The sequence below is a fragment of the Corynebacterium sp. Marseille-P4321 genome (assembly GCF_903645305.1).
Lineage (GTDB): Bacteria > Actinomycetota > Actinomycetes > Mycobacteriales > Mycobacteriaceae > Corynebacterium.
The window spans coordinates 1,032,936-1,055,602 of the sequence record NZ_CAHJXO010000001.1 but is presented as its reverse complement, the minus strand read 5'-3'; the positions used below and the strand labels follow the sequence as shown (position 1 = coordinate 1,055,602).

The 22,667-nt window shown below is 64.9% G+C and carries 21 protein-coding genes and 1 pseudogene; 3 read left to right on the top strand and 19 right to left on the bottom strand.

The window, feature by feature from the left end; genetic code table 11:
- Positions 1–25: 25 nt before the first annotated feature.
- The 3 genes from HWX32_RS04800 to pyrR are packed head-to-tail and all read right to left on the bottom strand — an operon-like array spanning position 26 to position 2,821.
- Complete coding sequence (locus HWX32_RS04800) at positions 26–1,300, bottom strand: dihydroorotase (RefSeq protein ID WP_254868279.1); 1,275 nt, start codon at positions 1,298–1,300, stop codon at positions 26–28.
- Complete coding sequence (locus HWX32_RS04795; RefSeq protein WP_175934906.1) at positions 1,287–2,225, bottom strand: aspartate carbamoyltransferase catalytic subunit; 939 nt, start codon at positions 2,223–2,225, stop codon at positions 1,287–1,289. The genes HWX32_RS04800 and HWX32_RS04795 overlap by 14 nt, the downstream gene beginning before the upstream one ends.
- A gap of 2 nt (positions 2,226–2,227) precedes the next feature.
- Positions 2,228–2,821: a bifunctional pyr operon transcriptional regulator/uracil phosphoribosyltransferase PyrR gene (gene pyrR / locus HWX32_RS04790; protein ID WP_175934905.1), complete on the bottom strand. Its 594-nt coding sequence runs from the start codon at positions 2,819–2,821 to the stop codon at positions 2,228–2,230.
- A 141-nt stretch (positions 2,822–2,962) separates the two neighbouring features.
- On the opposite strand from pyrR, the gene HWX32_RS04785 reads away from it, so the two are divergent.
- The 3 genes from HWX32_RS04785 to HWX32_RS04775 all read left to right on the top strand — a co-directional run bounded on the left by HWX32_RS04785 (position 2,963) and on the right by HWX32_RS04775 (position 5,359).
- Positions 2,963–4,306, top strand: coding sequence for a TIGR01777 family oxidoreductase (locus HWX32_RS04785; RefSeq protein ID WP_175934904.1), 1,344 nt, complete (start codon positions 2,963–2,965; stop codon positions 4,304–4,306).
- Between the two features lie 61 nt (positions 4,307–4,367).
- A complete protein-coding gene (locus HWX32_RS04780; protein ID WP_254868278.1) occupies positions 4,368–4,898 on the top strand; it encodes a YbjN domain-containing protein in 531 nt (176 codons plus the stop codon).
- Positions 4,898–5,359, top strand: a complete 462-nt coding sequence (locus HWX32_RS04775; RefSeq protein WP_175934903.1) for a YbjN domain-containing protein — start codon at positions 4,898–4,900, stop codon at positions 5,357–5,359. The genes HWX32_RS04780 and HWX32_RS04775 overlap by 1 nt, the downstream gene beginning before the upstream one ends.
- Positions 5,360–5,362: 3 nt before the next feature.
- On the opposite strand, the gene HWX32_RS04770 is transcribed toward HWX32_RS04775, so the two are convergent.
- The 16 genes and pseudogenes from HWX32_RS04770 to aspS all read right to left on the bottom strand — a co-directional run bounded on the left by HWX32_RS04770 (position 5,363) and on the right by aspS (position 22,569).
- Positions 5,363–6,205, bottom strand: coding sequence for a PPK2 family polyphosphate kinase (locus HWX32_RS04770; protein WP_175934902.1), 843 nt, complete (start codon positions 6,203–6,205; stop codon positions 5,363–5,365).
- A gap of 300 nt (positions 6,206–6,505) precedes the next feature.
- Positions 6,506–6,991 (bottom strand): annotated as a pseudogene (nusB, locus tag HWX32_RS04765) (transcription antitermination factor NusB); the annotation flags it as partial.
- Positions 6,991–7,554: an elongation factor P gene (efp, locus tag HWX32_RS04760; protein ID WP_175934900.1), complete on the bottom strand. Its 564-nt coding sequence runs from the start codon at positions 7,552–7,554 to the stop codon at positions 6,991–6,993. The pseudogene nusB and the gene efp, both read right to left, overlap by 1 nt.
- A 51-nt stretch (positions 7,555–7,605) precedes the next feature.
- Complete coding sequence (locus HWX32_RS04755) at positions 7,606–8,697, bottom strand: aminopeptidase P family protein (protein ID WP_175934899.1); 1,092 nt, start codon at positions 8,695–8,697, stop codon at positions 7,606–7,608.
- Entirely contained in the window at positions 8,697–9,131 is a 435-nt protein-coding gene (gene aroQ, locus HWX32_RS04750; RefSeq protein WP_175934898.1) for a type II 3-dehydroquinate dehydratase, read from the bottom strand. The genes HWX32_RS04755 and aroQ overlap by 1 nt, the downstream gene beginning before the upstream one ends.
- A 21-nt stretch (positions 9,132–9,152) precedes the next feature.
- Positions 9,153–10,205: a 3-dehydroquinate synthase gene (gene aroB / locus HWX32_RS04745; RefSeq protein WP_175934897.1), complete on the bottom strand. Its 1,053-nt coding sequence runs from the start codon at positions 10,203–10,205 to the stop codon at positions 9,153–9,155.
- A 44-nt stretch (positions 10,206–10,249) separates the two neighbouring features.
- Positions 10,250–10,738 carry a shikimate kinase gene (locus tag HWX32_RS04740; protein ID WP_175935041.1) on the bottom strand — a complete coding sequence of 163 codons (489 nt, stop codon included), beginning with the start codon at positions 10,736–10,738 and terminating at the stop codon, positions 10,250–10,252.
- A gap of 139 nt (positions 10,739–10,877) precedes the next feature.
- Positions 10,878–12,122 (bottom strand): chorismate synthase, encoded by a 1,245-nt coding sequence (gene aroC / locus HWX32_RS04735; RefSeq protein ID WP_175934896.1) that lies wholly within the window; start codon positions 12,120–12,122, stop codon positions 10,878–10,880.
- A gap of 92 nt (positions 12,123–12,214) precedes the next feature.
- Entirely contained in the window at positions 12,215–12,631 is a 417-nt protein-coding gene (locus HWX32_RS04730) for a prepilin peptidase (protein WP_175934895.1), read from the bottom strand.
- Positions 12,632–12,658: 27 nt separating this feature from the next.
- Positions 12,659–13,507 (bottom strand): shikimate dehydrogenase, encoded by an 849-nt coding sequence (locus HWX32_RS04725; protein ID WP_075466713.1) that lies wholly within the window; start codon positions 13,505–13,507, stop codon positions 12,659–12,661.
- The gene (gene mltG / locus HWX32_RS04720; RefSeq protein WP_175934894.1) at positions 13,507–14,658 is read right to left on the bottom strand and encodes an endolytic transglycosylase MltG; all 1,152 of its coding nucleotides are present in this window, start codon (positions 14,656–14,658) and stop codon (positions 13,507–13,509) included. Before mltG ends, HWX32_RS04725 begins: the two co-directional genes overlap by 1 nt.
- Positions 14,658–15,152 carry a Holliday junction resolvase RuvX gene (gene ruvX, locus HWX32_RS04715; RefSeq protein ID WP_175934893.1) on the bottom strand — a complete coding sequence of 165 codons (495 nt, stop codon included), beginning with the start codon at positions 15,150–15,152 and terminating at the stop codon, positions 14,658–14,660. Before ruvX ends, mltG begins: the two co-directional genes overlap by 1 nt.
- Before the next feature lie 145 nt (positions 15,153–15,297).
- A complete protein-coding gene (gene alaS, locus HWX32_RS04710) occupies positions 15,298–17,967 on the bottom strand; it encodes an alanine--tRNA ligase (RefSeq protein WP_175934892.1) in 2,670 nt (889 codons plus the stop codon).
- Positions 17,968–18,007: 40 nt separating this feature from the next.
- Positions 18,008–19,372 carry a replication-associated recombination protein A gene (locus tag HWX32_RS04705; protein WP_254868300.1) on the bottom strand — a complete coding sequence of 455 codons (1,365 nt, stop codon included), beginning with the start codon at positions 19,370–19,372 and terminating at the stop codon, positions 18,008–18,010.
- Between the two features lie 10 nt (positions 19,373–19,382).
- Positions 19,383–20,630: a phosphotransferase gene (locus HWX32_RS04700; RefSeq protein ID WP_175934891.1), complete on the bottom strand. Its 1,248-nt coding sequence runs from the start codon at positions 20,628–20,630 to the stop codon at positions 19,383–19,385.
- Positions 20,631–20,694: 64 nt separating this feature from the next.
- On the bottom strand, positions 20,695–22,569 hold the full coding sequence (gene aspS, locus HWX32_RS04695) for an aspartate--tRNA ligase (RefSeq protein WP_175934890.1): 1,875 nt from the start codon (positions 22,567–22,569) through the stop codon (positions 20,695–20,697).
- Positions 22,570–22,667 lie beyond the last annotated feature (98 nt).

Sequence of the window (22,667 nt, the reverse complement as noted above, 5' to 3'; positions counted from 1 at the left end):
TCGGAAGTGTTAGTTGGAAGCAGTTTTAGTTCGAAGCGATGTAGGTGCGGTTACCGCGCAACCAGGTGCCGACAACGCGCGCGTTGAATGCCATGTCCTCGTACGGGGTGTTGGAGGCCTTGGATGCCATGTCCTCCCCGTGCGCGGTCCAGGAGCTTTCCGGGTCCACGAGGGTGAGGTTGGCCGGCTCGCCTGCCACAATCGGGCGGCCCTGGTCTTTCAGCCCCAGGATGGCTGCGGGACGTTCGCTCATCACCTTGGCAACAAAGCGCCAGTCAGCCAGGCCCGTCTCCACGAACACCTGGTGCACAACTGCGAGCGAGGTCTCTAGGCCGAGCATGCCCGGGCGGGCGTGTTCGAACTCCACGCACTTGTCTTCAGAGCCGTGCGGGGCGTGGTCGGTGGCCACCACGTCGATGGTGCCGTCGAGAAGCGCGTCGCGCAGTGCCAGGGTGTCGCGCTCCTCACGCAGCGGCGGGTTGACGCGGAAGTTGCCGTCGTAGGTCTCCAGCTTCTCGTCCGTGAGAATCAGGTGGTGCGGCGTGACCTCCGCGGTGAGCTCGATGCCCTGGGCTTTCGCGAAGCGCAGCAGTTCCACTGTGCCCTGCGTCGAGGCGTGGCAAACGTGGTAGCGGCCGCCGTAATCGCGTGTCATGATCGCGTCGCGCGCCACAATGGATTCCTCCGCCACTCGCGGCCAACCGCCCAGGCCGAGTCGTGCAGCGGTCTCCCCCTCGTGTGCCACCGCGTCCGCGGTCATGCGGTGGTCCTCGGCGTGCTGCGCGAGGATCACGTTATGCGCCTTCGCATACTCGATGGCGCGTCGCATCAGCTGCGGGTCGTTCACGCACTTGCCGTCGTCGGAGAACATCCGCACGCCCGAACGCGCCATAAGCCCGATCTCGGTGAGCTCCTTGCCCTCCAGGCCCTTGGTGATGGAGCCGACCGGGTACACGTCGCACTTGCCGTACGCCTGACCCTTCTCCCACACCGCGTCCGCTAGGAACGGCTGGTCGATCACCGGGTTCGTGTTCGCCATGGTGAACACCGCGGTGAATCCGCCCTTGGCGGCTGCATCGGAGCCGGTGGCAATGGTCTCGGTGTCCTCGCGGCCCGGCTCGCGCAGGTGGACGTGCATGTCCACCAGGCCGGGAAGAAGAACGTGGCCGCCGCCGTCGACGACGTGCTCAACCTCTTCGGCTCCGATTTCGGTGTCGCGGATGTCTGCGATCACGCCACCGTCGATAAGCACATGCTTGACGTCCTCGCCATACGGGCGGACGTTGTTAAGTGCGAACAATGAAGTTCTCCTCTCCCACGAGCAGGGTGAATAGGACCGCCATGCGGGTGTACACACCGTTGGACACCTGGCCCAGCACCACAGTGTTCGGCCGATCCGCCACAGCGAAGTTGATCTCCATGCCGCGCAGCATGGGGCCCGGGTGCATGATCAGCGCTTCTGCCGGCAACCGCTCGGCGCGCTCCTTCGACAGCCCGTAGAGCGTCGCGTACTCGCGGTGCGAGGGGAAGAACCCACCGTGCATGCGCTCGGCCTGCACACGCAGCATCATCACCACGTCAACGTCCGCGTCGATCTCCGCGTCGAAGTCGTACGCCACGCGGCACGGCCAATGTTCCACACCCGTTGGCAAAAGCGTCGGCGGAGCGACCAGGACTACCTCGGCGCCGAGCGCGCTGAGCAGGTCGACGTTGGAGCGCGCCACGCGCGAGTGCAGGATGTCGCCGACGATGAGCACCTTGCGGCCGGAGACATCACCGATGTGCTGGCGCATCGTCACCGCGTCGAGCAGTGCCTGCGTGGGGTGCTGGTGCTGGCCGTCTCCCGCGTTAATAATGCTGGTCTCCGGCAGCCACTTCGTGAGCAGCTTCGAAGCACCGGAGGCGGGGTGGCGCATGATGATCGCGTCCGCGCCCACCGCGGCCAAGGTGGCTGCGGTATCTTTGAGCGACTCACCCTTCTTCACGCTGGAGCTCGACGCGGATATGTTGATCACGTCGGCGCTCATCCACTTACCCGCCGTCTCGAACGACGAGCGCGTGCGCGTTGAGTTCTCGTAAAACAGCGTCATCACCGTGCGGCCCCGCAAGGTGGGCAGCTTCTTTATCTCGCGGCCTTCGAGCGCTTCGCGGAACCGGTCCGCTTCGTCCATGATCCCCACGATTTCCTCGCGGGACAGGTCAGCGATGTCAATGAGGTGTTTCATAGCTATGCCTCCGTCCTGTCGGCCTGCGCAGCCTTGCTGGCGGCCCGGGTGAGCGTGACACCGTCCGCCGCGTCCAGCGGGGCGAGCGACACCGTGACGTCCTCGTCTTTCGAGGTCGGGATGTTCTTGCCCACGTAGTCGGCGCGGATGGGCAGCTCGCGGTGGCCGCGGTCGACCAACACCGCGAGCTGGATGGCCTGCGGACGCCCGACGTCACGCAGGGAGTCGAGCGCGGCGCGGATGGTGCGACCGGAGTAGAGCACATCGTCTACGAGAATCACTACAGCGCCGTTAATGTCGCCCGGAATCTGGGTGGGGCGCAGTGCGCGGTGTGGTTTGTCGCGCAGATCGTCGCGGTAGAGGGTGACATCCAGGCTGCCAACCGGCACGGCAACCCCGGCGAACTCTTCCACCGCCGCGGCGATGCGCTGCGCGAGCGGCACGCCACCGGAGGGAATACCCAGCAGCATTACGCTGGGGCTTTCCTTTGAATCAAGCGCAGTTTTCTCAATGATCTGGTGCGCGATGCGTGCGATAGTACGGCCGACGTCTTGCGCATCAAGCAGCTCAACGGTCGTCCGTTCGTTGTCACTCATCGAACCTCCTTCCCCGCCTCACAGTGCGGAATTTAAAGGATGTGATGGAACCGTAAGAAAGACTAGTCCATTCTTGGCCTGTGTGTACGCTCGGCGCTAAATCTGCTGGTCTTTACAAAACTTCTTAAAAAGGAAACCCTCATGGGCATCAACGCCGCTTACACTCTCCCCTTTGACCGCGAGACAGTTTGGCAGTGGCACGCGCGCCCCGGCGCCGTTACTCGCCTCACCCCAGGTTTCCTGCCGATGGAGGTGCACAAAGAGGCCCGCAGCCTGCGCAGCGGCGTCACCGAGTTCGCACTCCCCGCCGGTATGAGATGGGTCGCTCAGCACGACGACACCGGCTACGTCCCCGGTGAGCAGTTCGTCGATTTCGCTGCTAACCAGCCCGTGCGGGCACTGACGCAATGGCGCCACACGCACTGCTTCCAGGAGGATGGAGAGGGCACATTGCTTATCGACGATGTCTCGGCCAACGTGCCCGAACTAGCCCTCCGCGCGCCCTGGGCGTACCGACAGCACCAGCTGCTGGAGGACCTGAAGTTCATCGATTCCCTGCCCGACTCCGAGCCGCTCGTGGTGGCCATGACCGGCTCCTCCGGGCTGGTGGGCACCCACCTGCGCGCGCAGCTCACTACCGCCGGGCACGAAGTGATTCAACTGGTGCGCGGCGAGGCAGGCCCCGGGCAGCGCCACTGGGATATGGACAACCCCGCACGCGACCTGCTTGCAGGAGTGGACGCGGTGATCCACATCGCGGGCGAATCCATCATGGGGCGCTTCACCGAGCAAAAGAAGGAAAAGATCGAGTCCTCCCGTGTGGAACCCACGCGCAAGCTTGCCCGCCTTGCGGCCGAATCTGGCGTAAAGACCTTCATCTCCGCGTCCGCCGTGGGCTTTTACGGCACCAACGCCGGCGGGCACGCCCACACGGAGGCGGACGGCCCGGGCGACGGCTTCCTGGCGGAGGTGTGCGCGAAGTGGGAGGAGGCGGCCCACGACGGCGCACGCGCGGGAGCGGGTGCAGAGATGCGTGTGGTGAACATCCGCACGGGCCTCGCGCTTTCTTCGGCAGGCGGGCTTCTGCCGGTGCTCAAGCTGTCGGTGAACACCGGTATGTCTGCGCGCTTCGGCGACGGCGACTTTTGGATGAGCTGGGTAGCTTTGGACGATCTCACCGACATCTACATGCGCGCGCTTGTCGACGACTCCGTGTCCGGCCCCGTCAACGCCACCGCACCCAACCCGGTGACGAACGACGAGATGTCGTCCACGCTTGCCTCCATGCTCACGCGCCCCGATTTCCTGTCGATTCCGGAATTCGGCCCGAAGTTGCTGCTCGGCAGCGAAGGCGCACACGAGCTTGCGCTCGCCGACCAGCGCGTCATCCCCGCGGCAGCTCAGGATCGGGGTTGGACCTTCCGCTACCCCACGCTTGAAGCTGCGTTGCGCCACGAGCTGGGTAAGGAAGACCTTCTGGGTTGAGCTTTCCCGCCCGCGGCCGCGCAACGGCGGCCGCGGGCGCCCGGCAGGTAGGGTCGCAGGCGTGAGTACCGAAAACCAAGAACCCACCCCAGTTCCACAACAGGACCCAGACCAGGCCCCAGAACAGGTCGACCCCACGGCTGCCACTGACCTCGACCCTGAGCGCGATACTGTGCGCGAGGTGACGAAGCAGGAGGTCGCGGCAATCTTCGAGGAAGAGAATCTCGAGTACCGCATCGAGGACGACATTGTCCGCTCCGGCTTCATTAACGCCGCCATCGTGGTTGCCTTCGACGACAACAACCTCGTCTTCGAAGCGCTGTGGCGCGGTGAGCTGCCGCGCGACAACGCCGGCGAGGTGCTGTTTACCATCAACGAGTTCAACCAGACCCGGTTCGCGCCCACTCTGCGCTTCTTCGAAAGCGGCGAACACCTCGCCATCAGCGCGGTCCGGGCGATGGATATCACCCACGGAGCGTCGTTTAACCAGCTCGGCTCGTTCATTGTCAGCTCGATCGGGGCAACACTCGAGGCCTTCGAATTCCTCGCCGCCTCGTTCCCCGCCGCCGTCACCTGGGAGGAAGCAAACTAATGGCAACCAGTACCGTTTCTGAAGTCACCATCGACCGCATCATCGCCGCGATGGCCACCCACGGCATTGAGGTTGCTGACGATGCCTCGGGCCGCGCCGGCCACGCCAACGTCGAAGGCTACAACCTGCTGTTCGTGCTGCTTGATTCTGTGGTCATCGTCCGGGCGGACGCACTCACCGACATCCCGGCCGATTCCCCCGATGCCACGCTGTACTTGGCCGCCAACCAGGTCAACAGCGCCTATCTCAACTCGCGCGCGCTCGTGGTGAACAAGACCGAGCAGCTGATCGTGCGCACCGAAAAGGATGTCGTCGTCGCCGCGGGTCTCAACGACGAACAACTCGGCACGGCGCTCAAGCGCGTCGTCGACGGCGTACTCGAGGCGCAGAACGCCATGGTGGTCATGATGGAGCAGATCCAAAAGACCCGCGACGAAATCGAGGCGGGTCAAGGCGAATAGCTATTAGGAGCGCGCCAGGCGCTCCAGCTCCACCTCCGGGTCGAAGTCGGGCTTCGGCCAGGAGAGGTCGAGCGACTGCAACGCATCGCGCAGCAGTGTTTTCACCACGGTGCGGCAGTACGTCTTGTTGTCGGAGGGGATGCAGTACCACGGCGCGACGTCGGTGGAGGTGCGTGTCATGGCGATCTGGTAGGCCGCCATGTACTGCGACCACAGCTGGCGGTCGTCGATGTCGCCGGGGTTGTACTTCCAGTGCTTGTCTTCGCGCTCAATGCGCTTCTTCAAGTTCTCGGCCTGAAACTCCCGCGAAATATGCGGCATGACCTTGATGATCTTCGTGCCGCGGGCCGCGACCTCATTCTCGAAGTCCACGATCGCGCCGTAACGCCGCTCGATCTCCTCCGGCGGGGCCATCTGCTTGACACGCTGCACAAGCACGTCCTCGTAGTGGGATCGGTCGAACACGGAGATCTGTCCCGGCTCCGGAAGGTGCGGGTCAAAGCGCCACAGGAAGTCGTGCGCCGCTTCCTCCTCGGTCGGGCGACCAAAGGCCTTCACGTGCACGCCCTGAAGGTCCATCGTCGCGCCGATGACGTGGCGGATGATGCCGCCCTTGCCCGAGGTGTCCATGCCCTGCAGCACCAGCAGCACGGAACCGGCGTCCTCGTTGTCGGCCCTGCCGTTGGCGTAAAGGCACTCTTGGAGGTCGTCCAAGTCGTCGTTGTAGGTGTCGAATGCATCGTCCACGTCGTCCACGCCTGGGGTGGCCGCAGGATCTACGTCGGCGATCTGGAAATCCGGGCCGACTCGGAACTGCTGGGCTTCCTCGATGGTCAACTTCGACATGGTGATTAGCCTCCTCGTGTACTCGCGACGCCTTGGGCGCGGCTACTCGGTGCTGTTAGCTCGGCTGCCGGTTACGTCGCTTTCCGAGCTGTCCGCGGGTTCGGTGTCGCCGGCGGCAGAGATGTCCTCGGTGCTTTCGGCAACCTCGGCTGCTTCTGCCGCCTCGGCACGCTCCGCGTCGGCCAGGTCGGCGGTTTCGGCGTCGGCCGGGTCGGCGGTTTCGGCCAGGTCGGCGGTTTCGGCGAGGTCGGCGTCCGCGGAGCCGTCGATAAGCAACTGCTCCTCGATATTCGTCTCATCCTCCACCGGGAACGCGTCTTCTGCCTGCTCTCCCGCGAACGGGGCCTCCGGGTCGCGGCGTTGCGCGATGCCGTCGAGCACCACGTTGATGTACGGCGCGGCTTGCGCGGCGGAGTACTCCGCGGCCATCTCCACGCCTTCCTTGATGGAGATCGGCGCGTCCACCTCGTCGTTGAACAGGATCTCCCACGCGGCGACACGCAGAATCTGGCGGTCCACCGCGGGCAAGCGGAAAAGCTCCCAGTCCTCGCTCAGGTGGCGCTCAATCGCGTCATCGAGATCGTCGAGCTTCTCCGCGGCACCCCTCACAATCGTCTGGGTGTACTCAGCCACCGGCGCGACCGCATTATTCGGGTCGCGCGAGAGCTCGACGCGGTCCATCATGATGGCAACCGGGTCGACGTCGCGAGTCTCCGCCTCAAACAGGATGTCCACAGCACGGCGACGCGCACGATAGCGCGCCCCGTGGCGTTTGTAATCGGGCATTAGTTGTTCACGCGCGAGAGGTACTCGCCGGTGCGGGTGTCCACCTTGACCACGTTGCCCGTCTCCAGGAACAGCGGCACCTGGATCTCGGCGCCGGTCTCCAGCGTCGCCGGCTTCGTGCCACCGGTGGAACGGTCGCCCTGCAGGCCCGGCTCGGTGTGCTCGATGGTCAAATCCACGGAGATCGGCAGCTCAGCGAACAGCGCGTCGCCCTCGTGGAAAGAGACCTGCACGCGCATGTTCTCCAGCAGGAAACGGGCCGCGTCGCCGAACTTGTCGGCCGGCAGCTCGTACTGCTCGTAGGTCTTGTCGTCCATCACGATGTAGTTGGTGCCGTCGTTGTACAGGTAGGTCATGTCGCGGCGGTCCACCGTCGCGGTCTCCACCTTCACGCCCGCGTTGAACGTCTTGTCCACGGTCTTGCCGGTGACAACATCCTTAAGCTTCGTACGCACGAACGCCGGGCCCTTACCAGGCTTCACGTGCTGGAACTCAATGATCTGCTGCAGCTTGCCTTCGTTCTTCAGCACAAGGCCGTTCTTGAAATCGGCGGTAGTTGCCATGTGGGTCACCTTCTCCTCGTGTGGGGTTCAACGTGTGCAAACACAGCAATATTACAAGATGGTGAGTTCCTTCGGGTAGTTGGTAATCACTTTGGGCGCCGCCGAGGTGATGATCAGGGTGTCCTCGATGCGCACACCTGCCTTGCCGGGGATGTAGATGCCCGGCTCGATGGTCAGCGTCATCCCCTCCTCCAACTTGCCCTCGCCGAGTTTCGACGCTGAAGGCGCCTCGTGCACATCCAGCCCGATGCCGTGCCCGGTGGAGTGCACGAAGTACTCCCCGTAGCCCGCCTCGGTGATGATGTCGCGGCAGGCCGCGTCCACGTCGACAAGCTTGGTGCCCTTCGTCGCCGCGCGCACGCCGGCCTTTTGCGCCGCGAGGGTGACCTCGTAGATCTCGCGCTGCAGCTCGTTCGGCTCTCCGATGGCGAAGGTGCGCGTCATGTCCGAGTTGAATCCGAGGCGGTGCATACCGAAATCGATGGTGACTAGATCGCCGCTTTCGATCACCCGGTCGCCCGCGCCGTGGTGCGGCATCGCCGAGTTCGGGCCCGAGGCGACGATGGTGTCGAAGCTGGGACGCTCCGCGCCGAGAAGACGCATGCGGTATTCCAGGTCGGCGGCCACGTCGCGCTCGGTGCGGCCCGCGCGCAGCTCGCCCGCGTCCACCAGCTCACGCAGCGCCTGCGCGGCGAGCTCCGCGGCCTCGGTGAGCCGGGTCAGCTCGAGGTTGTCCTTGCGCAGGCGGATCGCTTCCCCCACGCCGGTCACTGGCACGAGCGTGACGTTTTCAGGGCAGGCCTTTTCCAGCTTGCGCAGCTGGGACACGCTCACGTAGTCCGCCTCAAAGCCCACACGGTGGCCGTCCGCCACGCCAGCGAGCAGGTCTTGCGCCAGGTGGCGGCCAATCGCCGCCTCGATGTCCGGCACTTCCTGGGCTATCTGGGTGGTGTAGCGCCCGTCCGTGGAAATTTTCGCGGTCTGGTCCTTCGACACCAGCATCGCGCCGTTCGAGCCGGAGAATCCGGAGAAGTAACGCACGTGCGTGATGTGCGTGATCAACATGTCGTCGATGCGCTTCTCTGCGCACTTCGTGGCCAGCGCCCGGCGGCGCGTTTCGAAACGGGTATCTGCCAGTGCCATTACTGCCTCCCTGCAAGAAAATCGAGCGCGAGCGTGTAACCGCGGGTGCCCAGCCCCGCGATCACACCGACCGCGATGGGTGAAAGGTACGAGTGGTGGCGGAACTCCTCGCGGGCGTGCACGTTCGAGATGTGCACCTCCACGAAGCCTGCGCCGTCGGCCACCTCCGCGAGCGCGTCGCGCAGCGCCACTGAGGTGTGCGTCAGCCCGCCGGGGTTGATAATCACGGGCCAGCCTGCATCCGCCGCCTCGTGCACCCAGCCGATCAACTCGCCCTCGTAGTTGGATTGGCGGGACTCAACCTCCACGCCCAGCTCGTCGGCGCGTTGGAGCAATTGCTTATCGACGTCCGCAAGCGTCGTCGAGCCGTACACCTCCGGCTGGCGTTTTCCCAGCCGGTTCAAATTCGGCCCGTTGAGCACCAACACCTTCATGCCGCTAACCACCCTTCCGCTCTATTCCGAAACCGCCTCGTAGGCCGCGCGCATCTCCTCCACGCTCGCGTCCTCCAGCCTGGTGCACGACCCAAGCCCATCGAGCACCACGAAACGGATGCGCCCGTCACGGTTCTTCTTGTCGCGCGTCATGCCTTCGTACAGCTCGTCAAATGCACCGGCCTCGTAGCGGGTAGGCAAGCCGGCGCTCGTGATGATTTCTTCGTGGAGGGCGACCAAGGAATCGTCGATAAGCTGCCTGCCCTTTGCCAAGTGCGCGACGAACATCATGCCCACCGCAACCGCATTACCGTGGCGCCAGGTGTAGTTCTCGCGGCGCTCGATGGCGTGGCCGAGCGTGTGGCCGTAGTTCAAAATCTCGCGCAGGCCCGACTCCTTCAAGTCCTGGCTCACCACACTCGCCTTCACCGCTACGGAGCGCTGCACCAGCTCAGCCCAGTGGTTCTGCGCGCCGTCGCGGTAGAGATCCAGAATCTTCGGGTCCGCAATGAAACCCGTTTTCACCAATTCCGCGGAACCGGAGACCACCTCCACCTCGGGCAGAGTGTCAATGCGGTCGAGATCGATGTACACGCTGTCCGGCTCATGGAACGCGCCGACCAAGTTCTTGCCCGCGGCTGTGTTGATGCCGGTCTTGCCGCCCATGGCCGCGTCAACCATGGCGAGCAGCGTAGTGGGCACCTGCACCACGCGGATGCCGCGCATCCAGGTCGCGGCGACAAAGCCAGCCAGATCGGTTGCCGCTCCCCCGCCCAGGCCCACCACTACGTCCTGGCGGGAGAAGCCGTGCTCGCCGAGTGTGTCCCACAGCGAACCGGTGACCTCAAGCGTTTTTCCTACTTCCGCATCCGGGATGAGCGCTGGCACCGCGTTTATGCCCGACCCAGCAAGCTGCCCGACTAAACGCTGCGCCACGCCCGCAAGTGGCTCCTGGTGCACGATGAGCGCATTGCGCGCGCCGATACTCACCACGCGTGCCGCCGCCTGGTCCAGATTCGCGTGCCCGATGTGAATCTCGTACGGGCTCGGCCCAGTTACCTCAACTACAGCCATGCTTTCTCGCTCCCTTTCGCGGCCGGGCTTTAGCGCGGCCAGGTCTAGTCAGTCTCGATAAACCCGAGGATCTCCGCGACCACACGCTGCGGCGGGCGCTCATCGGTGCGCACCCTGAACGTGGACACCTCGCGGTAGAACGGCTCCCGGTACTCCATCAGCTCACGGTAGCGTCGCTCACGGTCGCCGTCCTCGTCCGCGGCGAGCACCGGGCGTGACGTATCGTCCGCCGTGCGGCGCAGACCTTCCTCGACGCTCACGTCGATCCACACCACCGTGTGGCGGTTGAGCAACTGGCGGGTTGCAGCGGAGAGCACCGCGCCACCGCCAAGGCTGACCACACCGCCGGTGGCCAAGGCGCGCGCGACGTATTCCTCCTCCAGCTCGCGGAAGTGCTCCTCGCCCAACTCGGCGTACACCTCGCCGCACGGCTTGCCGGTGGCCTGCTCGATGAGCAGGTCCGAATCCACAATCGGCAAGTTCAACGCACTCGCCACCCGGCGCCCAATGGTGGACTTGCCCGATCCCGGCATACCCACCAGTACCACGCGCGGAGCCGAGTGCACTATCGACGGCGCCGCGTTGACCACCTCCGACGCACTCGGGGCGTCATCTTCGACAAAAGCCTGAGTGTCGCCATCGAACAAGTCGTTCACAATGTCTGCGGGCGTGTTAGTCACCCTGAGTCACCTCCGTGGTCTCCCCCGTTTCATCTGCGAATTCGAGCCGGCGCGCCACCGCGTCGGCGTAGGCCTGCACGTTTCGGCGTACCTCTTCGACGCTGTCGCCGCCGAACTTCTCACTCACGGCCTCTGCGAGCACCAGCGCAACCATCGCCTCGGCCACCACACCACCAGCGGGCACCGCGCACACGTCGGAGCGCTGGTGGATACCGGTCGCGGGCTCGCCGGTAGCCATGTCGATCGTCTTGAGCGCGCGCGGAACAGTGGAAATAGGCTTCATCGCGGCGCGCACGCGCAGCTGCTCACCATTGGTCATGCCGCCCTCAAGCCCGCCGGCGCGGTTCGTGGCGCGCACCACCGCACCATCGTCAAGCTCCATCTCGTCGTGCGCCTGCGAGCCTCGGCGGCGCGCCTCTTCAAAGCCGTCGCCGATCTCCACGCCCTTCACCGACTGAATACCCATCAGCGCCGCGGCAAGGCGCGCATCCAGGCGGCGGGTGCCGGACACGTGCGAGCCAAGCCCCACCGGCAGGCCATCGACGATCACCTCGACGATGCCGCCGAGCGTGTCGCCGTCCTTCTTCGCCGCCTCAATGCACGACACCATGTCCGCCTCGGCCTTCTTGTTGAAGGCGCGGACCGGGGAAGCGTCGATAGCCTCGATGTCCTCAAAGCTCGGGCTCGGCCCCGCATATGGCGCGGATTCACCGATGGAAATCACGTGCGAAAACACCTCGACGCCGAGGGTCTCGCGCAGGTAGCTGCGCGCCACAGATGCTGCGGCCACACGCGCCGCAGTCTCGCGGGCCGATGAGCGCTCCAGCACCGGACGGGCGGAGTCGAAACCGTACTTCACCATTCCCGCGAAGTCCGCGTGCCCCGGGCGCGGGCGCGTCAACGCCGCCGCGCGGCCAGATGACATCGCCTTTGCCACCTCGGGGTCATCCATGTCCACCGGCTCCGCCGACATCACCGTGGTCCACTTCGGCCACTCGGTGTTGCCGATCTGGATGGTGATCGGGCTGCCAATGGACTCACCGTGCAACACGCCGGTTAGCAGGGTGAGCTCGTCCGCCTCAAACTTCATGCGTGCGCCGCGACCGTAGCCGAGACGTCGGCGGGCGAGCTGGTGGGCGATTTCTTCCTTGCGCACTGGCACCCCTGCGGGAACATTCTCAACGAGTGCAACAAGACCCTGGCCGTGCGATTCACCGGCGGTAGTCCAACGAAGCATGGCGATATTCTTGCACAGCAAAGCGTCCGCCATACCGTCACACCTGGCTTATACCCCGAACGGGGCACCCCCACAGGCCACACGGCGCGAGCTCAAGTCATGAAACCCGCTATCACCACAGCCGTCGCTGCAAGCATGGACGGCCCGTGCGCAATCGCCTTTCTCCTGTTCAGCGCCGCAAACAACAACGTGAACGCTCCGGAAAGCGCAACCGCCATCAACACCGCGAAGTATCCGCCCGCGGCAGCGCACGCCACGCCGAGCGGCACCGCGAGCTTCACGTCTCCCCCGCCGATGCCGCGGCCGGAAACCAAGTACGCGGCAGGCCACACCAACCCCGGCGAAAGCGACGGCCACACCACGCACGCCACGACTGCGGCAAGCGCGGGCGGGGCCGTCAGCGGGTTCGGCAGACGCCGCGACGTGATGTCGTAGTACACAAGCACCACTGCCCAGCAAAGACTCGTGGCGCCACCGAGGCATAGCACCCAGATTCCCCCGCTCCCCATACCTGGGGAGCCTACTACGGCAGGCAGCTACTTTTGCTGGTGCTGTCTCGCGCGAAGCAGGGCATCGCGCATCGCCTCACGCGGTGCTTCTACACCGGTGAACTGCTCGAACTGGGAATACGACTGGCCCGCCAGCATAGAGAGCCCACCCACTGTCGGGTAGCCATTCGCGGCCGCTCGGGTGGCCAAGTAGGTCGGCCACGGATCGTAGATCACGTCAAACACCGGCGCATGCGCCAAACCAACGGCTCGCTCGCCGATCGTGTGTGCGGGCACCGTGGATACTACGATGTCGGCCGCGCACGTGATGTCCGTGACATCCTCATCCACACCGACGAAGCGGACGTCCATCCCGCGGGCCAGATCGGCGAACTCGCCCGAGCGGTCGGTGCGGTTCACCACCACCACCTCGCGGGCGCCAAGGGTCCGAAGCGCCCACATCACGGCACGCGCTGTTCCGCCAGCGCCAACGAGCACGGCCCGCTTTGGCTCGGTTTCCCCGAGCAGCTCCTGAATCGCCACGACTGCGCCTTCGGCGTCGGTGTTGTCTGCGCGCCAACGCCCGTCGTCAAGCCGCACGAGCGTGTTGGCTGACCCGACCTCACGGGCGCGGTCGGTCACGTCATCAGCGAACTCAAGCGCCGCGAACTTACACGGCATGGTCACCGAGAACCCGCGGAAGGACGCATCGCACTCCCCAACCACGCGGGGCAAATCCTCCGCCTCGCAGAGGATGCGGGAGTACTCCCACCCTTGAAGCCCCGCGGCCTCGTAGCCCGCGGAGTGCAGCACGGGCGACAGCGAATGGCTGATTGGCGAACCAAGCACCGCGGCCCGGTGGCGCGCCTGCGAGCCGGGAGAAACTACCTGCGTCATTAGCGCTGCGAATCCAGGATGCCGGAGTCGTATGCGCGCTGCGTATCCTCCAGGTGCTGCTCGAACGTGTCGTTAAATACGGTGGTGCCGTCCTGGTCGACGGTGACGAAGAAGAGCCAGTTGCCCTCAGCCGGGTGCTCCATCGCTTCGATGGCTTCCATCGACGGCGACGCGATCGGGGTCTGCGGCAGACCGTCCATGGCGTAGGTGTTCCATGGGGTGACGCGTTCGCGGTCCTCGGTGCGGGTGGCTACCTCGACGTTTTCCAAGCCGTAGTTCACGGTGGAGTCGAATTCCAGGCGCATCGGCTCGTCGAGACGGTTCAAAATCACGCGGGCGACCTTGTCGAACTCGCCGGCGGGCGCCTCACGCTCCACCAGAGACGCGGCGATGAGCAGCTCGTACGGCGTCAGACCGATTGCCTGAGCGCGTTTTTCAATGTCCGTGGAATCGTAGAGCTTCGTCGAGCGGGTGATCAGGTCGGTGAGAATGGCTTCCGCGGATGCGTCCGGGTCGATGATGTACTCACCCGGGGCGATAAGCCCTTCGAGACGCTTCGGATCGCCCGCGCGGGCACCCACAACTTCCAGGGCCCACTGCGGCACACCCAGTGCCGCGGGGTCCGCGTTCGCCGCAACGTCGTTAAGCTGCTGCACATCCACGCAACCCGGCTTCGGCTCTGGGCCGCAGGTAACCTGCTGGATCATGGACAAAATACCCATGCGGGTCTGACCCCCAACCACGTTGACGTCCATCAGCGTGGCACCGCCGTAGACCTGCAGCGGCGTGATGCGACGCTCCGGGTCGAGCAGCGCTTCCACTGCGGACTCGGCGCTCATCTCCCCCTCCAGCCGGTAGAAGCCCGGCTGAATGTTATCGGCGTCCGGGTTGTTCGCCGCCGCGGTCTGGAACGCCCCGTCAGAACGCACGATGCCGCGCTCCTCCAGCTCAGGGCCCAGTGCGGACAGGTTCGAGCCCTCCGGGACCTCCACCACCATCTCTTCGCCGTTGCCGGCGCCAGAATAGTCGGCGGACGAGCCACTGCCGCGAGCGATCGCGATCCACGCGATCAGCCCCACGATAAGCAGAATCGAGGCGACGAGCACTGCGGTGCCCCGTGTGCGCCGTGCGGCGGCTTGGCGGGTAGACACTATGCATTCTCCTTGAGGTAGTGGTGGCGTCCGTCGAGCCACGATTGCAAAATCTCCACGGCGGCGGCCTGGTCGATGACGGCACGGCCCGCCTTTTCACTCACGCCCGAGGCGCGCAGCGACTGGGTGGCCGCGACGGTGGTCAACCGCTCGTCGGCCATTTTCACCGGCATTTCCGGCATGCGGCGGCGAATACGAAACGCGATCTCTTTCGCGTGCTTCACGCTCTTGGAGCCGTTGCCCTTCAGGTCGCGCGGCAAGCCGACGACAACCTCCACAGCGTCGTACTGCGAAATGAGCTCAAGCAAGCGCTCGATATCTTCCCCATCGCGGTCTTTGAACCCGGTGGCGCGGGAAACGGTTTCCACCGGAGTAGCCAGCTTGGCGTCGCGATCGGACACAGCCACACCGATGCGCACGGTGCCGACATCGATGCCGACACGGCGTCCCGACCCCGGGTCATCGACCCCAGGTTGGTCCGGTTCCAGCTTCATCCGTTCGCTCCTTGTAGGTGGTTTCGCGCGTGACCTGTGTTCAACCTAGCGGTTTCCTGGGTGAAACGGCGAGAATCCCCGGCGTGTCCGCCTTAGGTTCACCCCTCGGCTCACACCGCCGCGCGCTTACGCGGCCGCCCCGCTACTAGCGGTTCAACAACGCGTCGCTTACCGCTGCAAGCCCCGCGGGGATTCCTGCCGGGTTAGCACCAGAGCCCTGCGCCAAGTCGGGCTTGCCGCCGCCGCGGCCGTCGATGTACTCGCCGACCAGCTTCACAAGGTCGCCGGACTTCACGCCGGCTTCCACCGCAGACGGGGTAGCGGCCACGGCGAACGGCACCTTGCCGTCGGCGTTGGAGGCCAGCACCACCACGGCCTGCTCGCCCTGCAGCTTGCCGCGCAGGTCGTTCGCCATCGTGCGCAGGTCGCCTGCCGCAATGCCGTCGGGCAGTTGCTTTGCGACGAGCCTAAAGCCGCCAACCGTCTCCGCCTGCGCCGCCAGCTCCGCGGTGCCCGAGAGCAAATTCTGGCGGTGCAGGTTCTCAATCTCCTTCTCGGCTGCGCGAAGACGCTGCGTCAGCTGCGCGATGCGCCCCGGGAGGTCCTCGGTCGGGGTCTTCAGCTCGGTGGCAAGACCGGACGCGAGCGCTGCTTCCTTGGACAAGAACCGGAAGGAATCCATACCGGAGTACGCCTCGATGCGACGCGCACCGGAGCCCACCGAGGACTCACCCAGCACCGCCACCGGGCCGATCTGGGAGGCGTGGCTGACGTGCGTGCCGCCGCAAAGCTCGATAGAGAACGGCCCGCCGATTTCCACCACGCGAACCCGATCGCCGTAGTTCTCGCCGAACAAGGCCATCGCACCCATCGCCTTCGCCTTATCCAGCGTGGTTTCGATGGTGTTGACCTCGAAGTCCGCGTCGACTGCCTGGTTGGTGATGGTGGCAATCTCTTCGAGCTGTGCGTCCGTGAGTGCCTCGGTGTAGTTGAAGTCGAAACGCAGGTAGCCCGGCTTGTTCAGCGAGCCCGCCTGCACTGCAGTGGGGCCGAGCACCTGGCGGATGGCGGCGTGGATGAGGTGGGTCGCGGAGTGCGCCTGACGCGCTCCGTGGCGCCACGCGCCGTCGACCTCCGCGGTAACCGTGGAACCCACATCCAGGCCACCGTTTTGCACCGTGGCCTTGTGCAGCCACAGCTTCTTGCCCACGCGCTGCACGTCGTTCACGTTGAGCACGGTATCGCCCATGACCAACCGGCCGCGGTCGGCCATCTGGCCACCGGACTCGGCGTACATCGGGGTGACATCCAGGATGACCTCAACCTCGTCGCCCTGGGAGACCTCGCCGACTTTCTCGCCGTCGCGCACCAGGCCGATGACGGTGCCGTCGTGGGTGAGCTGGTCGTAGCCCACAAACTCGGTCGGGTTGCTGTCCACCCATTCGCGGTACAGCGACTCGTCGACATTGCGGTGCTTTTTCGCCTTGTTGTCCGCCTTTGCGCGGTCGCGCTGCTCCTGCATTGCGACGTTGAAGGCGTCCATGTCCACCTCAAGGCCTGCTTCGCGAGCCATCTCCACGGTGAGGTCGATTGGGAAGCCGTAGGTGTCGTGCAGCTCGAAGGCCTGCTCACCTGGCAGCACACCGGCACCGGCCGACTTCGCTGCTCCGGCCGCTTCGTCGAAACGCGTCGTGCCGGATTCAAGTGTCTTGGAAAACGCCTTCTCCTCTGCCACCGCTACGCGCAGAATGCGCTCGCGGTTCTCCGCGATCTCGGGGAACGATGGCGTCATCGTGTCCATGATGGTGTTCATGAACGTCTCCATCACCGGGCCGGTGGCGCCCAGAAGGCGCGCGGAGCGGATGATGCGACGCAGCAGGCGGCGCAGAATGTAGCCGCGGCCCTCATTCGACGGGGTGACGCCGTCCAGGATGATCATCATGCCAGTGCGGGCGTGGTCCGCGATCACGCGAAAACGCACGTCGTCTTCCTGGTTGCCGGCGTCGTACTTCGCGCCCGTGAGCTCCACTGCGGCGTCGATGACCGGGCGCAGCAAGTCGGTCTCGTAGACGTTGTCCACGCCCTGCAGGATGCAGGCGACGCGCTCGATGCCAAGACCGGTATCGATATTTTTCTGCGGCAGCTCGCCGACGATCTCGAAGTTGCCCTTCTTGTCGCCCTCGCCGCGGATGGACTCCATGAACACGAGGTTCCAGATCTCCATGTAGCGGTTATCGTCGGCAATTGGGCCGCCCTCCACGCCGTGCTCCGGGCCGCGGTCGTAGTAGATCTCGGAGCACGGCCCGCACGGGCCCGGGATGCCCATGGACCAGAAGTTGTCCTCCATGCCCATGCGCTGGATGCGCTCTTCCGGAACGCCGATTTGGTCGCGCCAGATAGCGGCCGCCTCATCGTCGTCCAGGTAGACGGTCACCCACAGCCGCTCCGGGTCGAGCCCGTAGCCGCCCTCTTCGACAGAGGAGGTAAGCAGGCTCCAGGCGTGCTTAATCGCGCCCTCTTTGAAGTACTGGCCGAAGGAGAAGTTGCCCGCCATCTGGAAGAAAGTGTTGTGGCGGGTGGTGATGCCGACTTCCTCGATGTCGAGGGTGCGCACGCACTTCTGAATCGATGTGGCGGTGCCGTTTGCAAAATCCGGGGTTTGATCGCCCAGGAAGTACGGCTTGAACGGCACCATGCCGGCGTTGACGAACAGAAGGGTCGGGTCGTCCAGAATCAGCGAGGCGCTGGGCACGTTGGTGTGCCCTGCTTGAACGAAGTGGTTGGTGAACCGCTCTCGGATCTCATGAGTCTGCACGCGGGAAGGTCCTTTCGATACTGCCGGTGGTTATCCGGCATTACTCTACTCCGCGCACCATGTTTCGTAGTCTTGGCAGGTAATCCTTCACCCGTCGCTCGGCTCCGTGCCCGGTTGGCTCGTAGTACACGGCGTCTTGCAACCCGTCCGGAGCATATTGTTGCTTTACGACGCCTGCCGGGTCATCGTGCGGGTACACATAGCCCACCGCACTGCCGATGGCCTTGGCCCCCTCGTAGTGACCGTCGCGAAGATGCGGCGGCACCGGGCCGGCCTTACCCGACCGAACGTCCTCCTGCGCCTTCGCGATCGCCTTGTACACGGATGCGGACTTCGGGGCCGTGGCCAGGTGGATCGTTGCCTGCGCCAGCGCCAGCCGCGCCTCCGGCATGCCGATGAACTGCACCGCCTGGGCTGCCGCCGAAGCGGTCTGCAGCGCCGTAGGGTCCGCCATGCCGATGTCCTCGGAGGCGTGGATGACCAAACGCCGCGCGATGAAACGGGGGTCTTCGCCCGCCTCGATCATCCGCGCCAAGTAGTGCAGCGAGGCATCCACGTCGGAGCCTCGGATAGATTTGATGAACGCGCTAATCACGTCGTAGTGCTGGTCGCCATCCCGGTCGTAGCGCACCACCGCACGGTTGACGTTATCTCGCACCACCTCGATGGTGATTGTCTCGCCGGGCTTCACCGCCTCGGAGGCGGCCTCGAGATAGGTCAACGCGCGGCGGGCGTCGCCCCCGGCGAGCAGGACGAGCTGCTCACGGGCGTCGTCGTCAAGCGAAAATGCCCCGTTCAGGCCCCTGTAGTCGGCAAGTGCGCGGTCAATGACCCCACGCAGATCTTCCTCGTCGAGCGGCTCGAGCTTGAGCAGCAGCGAACGCGACAGCAACGGCGCCACCACAGAAAAGCTCGGGTTCTCCGTGGTTGCGGCGACGAGCAACACCGTGCGGTTCTCCACCGCGGCAAGCAGCGCGTCCTGCTGCGTCTTGGAGAACCGGTGCACCTCGTCGATAAACAGCACGGTGCGCTCGCCGCGGACCAGGTCGCGTCGGGCCTCGTCGATAACCGCGCGAACCTCTTTCACCCCGGAAGACAACGCGGAAAGCGCGACGAAGTTCTGCCCCATCGACGAAGCGATGAGCGAAGCAATCGTGGTCTTGCCGGAGCCCGGCGGGCCGTAGAGAATCACCGAAGCCGCGCCCGAGCCTTCGATCAGGCGGCGCAGCGGCTTGCCTTCAGCCAGCAAGTGACGCTGGCCGGCGATCTCGTCCAAACTGCGCGGCCGCATTCGTGCAGCCAGTGGCGCGGAAGCGGAGGCCTCGAAGAAGCTCGAACCGCGGTTGCCCGCGGCGCTGGATGGGGAGCCGGGTGCTGGGTCGGCGTCGAAAAGCCCGTCTTGCAATCCCAACCTCCTATTGCAGCCTGCGCGCCACGTTCGAGGCAAACGCTGCAATGGTGCGGTAAGCCGGATCCTCGCCCTCACCTGCGAACCCAGAAAGCGCCTCGAACGTCTCACGCAGGTCGCGGCGCACGAGCATCTCCTCCTCGGTGAACGGCGCCTCGTTGCGGGGGCGCAAGATGTCACCTCGCGCCCACTCAGCGGTCTCCTCCGGATCATCGGACGTGTCGAAGCTCTCCACTCCGGCTGCCTTAAATTCGGCTGCCAACGCGGCATCGTCGGCTAGGAGCCCCGCCACCGTCTGCGGATCGAGCGCGGTCACCGAACTCATCGCCCAGCCGATCATCGCGCCGGTAATTCTCGCACGCAGTGTGTCCGCGTGCTCCACGCCAGGCCAACGCGATTTCACCTCGGCAACCCAAGCGTCGATGAACGCCTGCGTCGCCTCGGCGCTAAACGGCTGCGCTGCCAGGAACATGGGAAAACGCGCAACCACAAACGCCACGTCGAAAGAGACATCGCGGAAACCAGCCCACTCGTAATCCAAAAAGTGGTGCTTACCGTCGGCGTAAATGATGTTGTCGGGCGCGAGATCAAATGGCGTAAACGCGCGCATACCGCCGCGTAGCAGACGGCTGCGCACATTCGCCGCAGTCGCCTCGACCTCGTGCGGCACCTCGATGCCGCTTCTCGCAACGATGTCCACGCCCAAACGGATGCGGTGTGCCAGCAGCCTGTCGCGCAACTGCTGCACCTTCGCTGCACCAGTGCGCGAGCGCGTCATCCGGTGGAACAACACATTGAACGCGTCCTCCTCATCGGAGGTGCCCACGTGCATCTTGCCTAGAGCGGTGCCCAAGTTGCGCAGGATGGTCACGTGCTCCTCCGCGTCCGCCCGCTCGAGGGCGTCCGCGAGTGTTTCACCGTCGCCGGAATCGGAGATGATAATCAGGCGTTTCTCGGTGTCGTAACCCAAAAGTGTCGGGCCTGGCCGTACCTGGCTGCTGAGCGAGGTGGTGAATTGGTAGGCCACCACCTCGCGCAGGAACGCAGCATCATCAAGCACGTTGCCCGTCGAGGGGGCGTGCTTGACCACCACCGAGCGGTGCTGGAAGAACGGATTCTTCGCCACCTTCGCCCGGTACACCTCGCCCAGACCGGACCCGCTCAGCCGCTCAACGTCGGTGAGGTGCTGGGCACCGCCGTAGCGGCGGGTGAGGATATCCGTCGCTTGGGTGATGATGCCGTTCGCGTTTTCCATCTGCTTTGCTGCCTTCCGCAGGCCCGGCCTAGAGGCGCGGTGGATGCGCCTGTAGGCGAGACACCTACTTCGCGTCGCCCGCGCCGGCCGCTTCTGCTTCGTTGTCGGCCGCGACGTCGTCGAGCACAACCTCGTTGTGCTTACCGTCCTCGGCCTGCGCGTCCTGCTTCTTCGGCTTGAAATCCACACCGGTTTCGCGGCGCTGCTCCGCCGGAATCGGCGCAGGCGCGTCAGTCAACGGGTCCACGCCGCCGCCGGACTTCGGGAAAGCAATGACGTCACGGATGGACTCGAACCCGCCGAGCAGGCTCACAATGCGGTCCCAACCGAATGCGATGCCCCCGTGCGGCGGAGCGCCGTACTTGAACGCGTCGAGCAGGAAACCGAACTTCTCGTCCGCCTCCTCGTCCGTGATGCCCATGACCTCGAACACGCGCTTTTGCACGTCAGCCTGGTGGATACGGATGGAGCCGCCGCCGATCTCATTGCCGTTGCACACGATGTCGTAGGCGTACGCGAGTGCCTCGCCCGGGTTGTCGTCGAAGTTGTCCAGGTACTCCGGTTTCGGCGAGGTAAACGCGTGGTGGACTGCGGTCCACTTCGAGTGGCCGAGTGCCACATCACCGGAGGCGGTGGCATCAGCAGCAGGCTCGAACAGGGGCGCGTCAACGACCCAGGTGAAGGCCCAGTCGTTTTCGTCGATAAGCCCAAGCTTTTCCGCAATCTCGCCGCGGGCCGCACCGAGGAGTGCGCGCGACGCCTTGGTCTCACCTGCCGCGAAGAAGATGCAGTCGCCCGGCTTCGCGCCGACGTGCTCGGCGATGCCCGCCTTTTCTTCCTCAGTGATGTTCTTGGCCACCGGGCCAGCGAGCTCGCCGTCCTCCTTGACCAGGATGTACGCGAGACCCTTCGCGCCGCGCTGCTTCGCCCACTCCTGCCACGCATCGAGCTGGCGGCGCGGCTGGTCGGCGCCGCCCTCCATCACCACAGCGCCGACGTACTCGGCCTTGAACACGCGGAATGTGGTGTCCTTGAAAAACTCGGTGCACTCCACCAGCGGGATGTCAAAGCGCAGGTCCGGCTTGTCCGAGCCGTACTTCTCCATCGCCTCCGCGTAGGTCATGCGCGGGATCGGGGTCTGGACGTCGTAGCCGATGAGCTTCCACAGCTCCACCAGGATCTCCTCGGCGAGGGCGATGATGTCGTCCTGGTCCACGAAGGAAGCCTCGACGTCAAGCTGGGTGAACTCCGGCTGGCGGTCGGCGCGGAAATCCTCGTCGCGGTAGCAACGCGCAATCTGGTAGTAGCGCTCCATGCCCGCGACCATGAGCAGCTGCTTGAACAACTGCGGCGACTGCGGCAGGGCGTACCAGGAACCAGGCTTCAAGCGAGCAGGCACCAGGAAGTCGCGTGCGCCCTCCGGGGTGGAACGGGTCAGCGTCGGCGTCTCAATCTCTACGAAATCGTGGCTATCCAACACACGGCGGGCCGCCTGGTTCGCGGCTGCACGCAGGCGCATCGCCTTGGCCTGGCGGTCGCGGCGCAGATCCAGATAGCGGTACTTCAGGCGCGTCTCCTCGCCGACCTCCTGCGAGGATGCGTCCTCAATCTGGAACGGTAGAGCGGCGGCCTTGTTCAGCACCTCAAGCTCGTTGACGTTGATTTCAATCTCGCCGGAAGCGAGGTTCGGGTTTGCAGAACCCTCCGGGCGCGGCTCCACCACGCCGGTGACCTTGATGACGTACTCGCTGCGCAGATCGTGCGCAGCCTCCGCCACCTCGGACTCGCGGAAGACCACCTGGGCCAAGCCTGAGCGGTCACGCAAGTCGATGAAGATCACTCCGCCGTGGTCGCGGCGACGAGCGACCCAGCCGGTGAGGGTGACAGTTTGGCCCTCAAGTTCTTTGCCGAGGTTTCCCGCAAGGTGAGTGCGCAGCACGGTAGTTTCCACGTCCTTTTCTCGTGTTCGCGAATCTAACCTCGAAGAGTTTACCCGCCCCCGCTTTCACCTGCCGGTGGCCCCAGGGCCCCTACTGG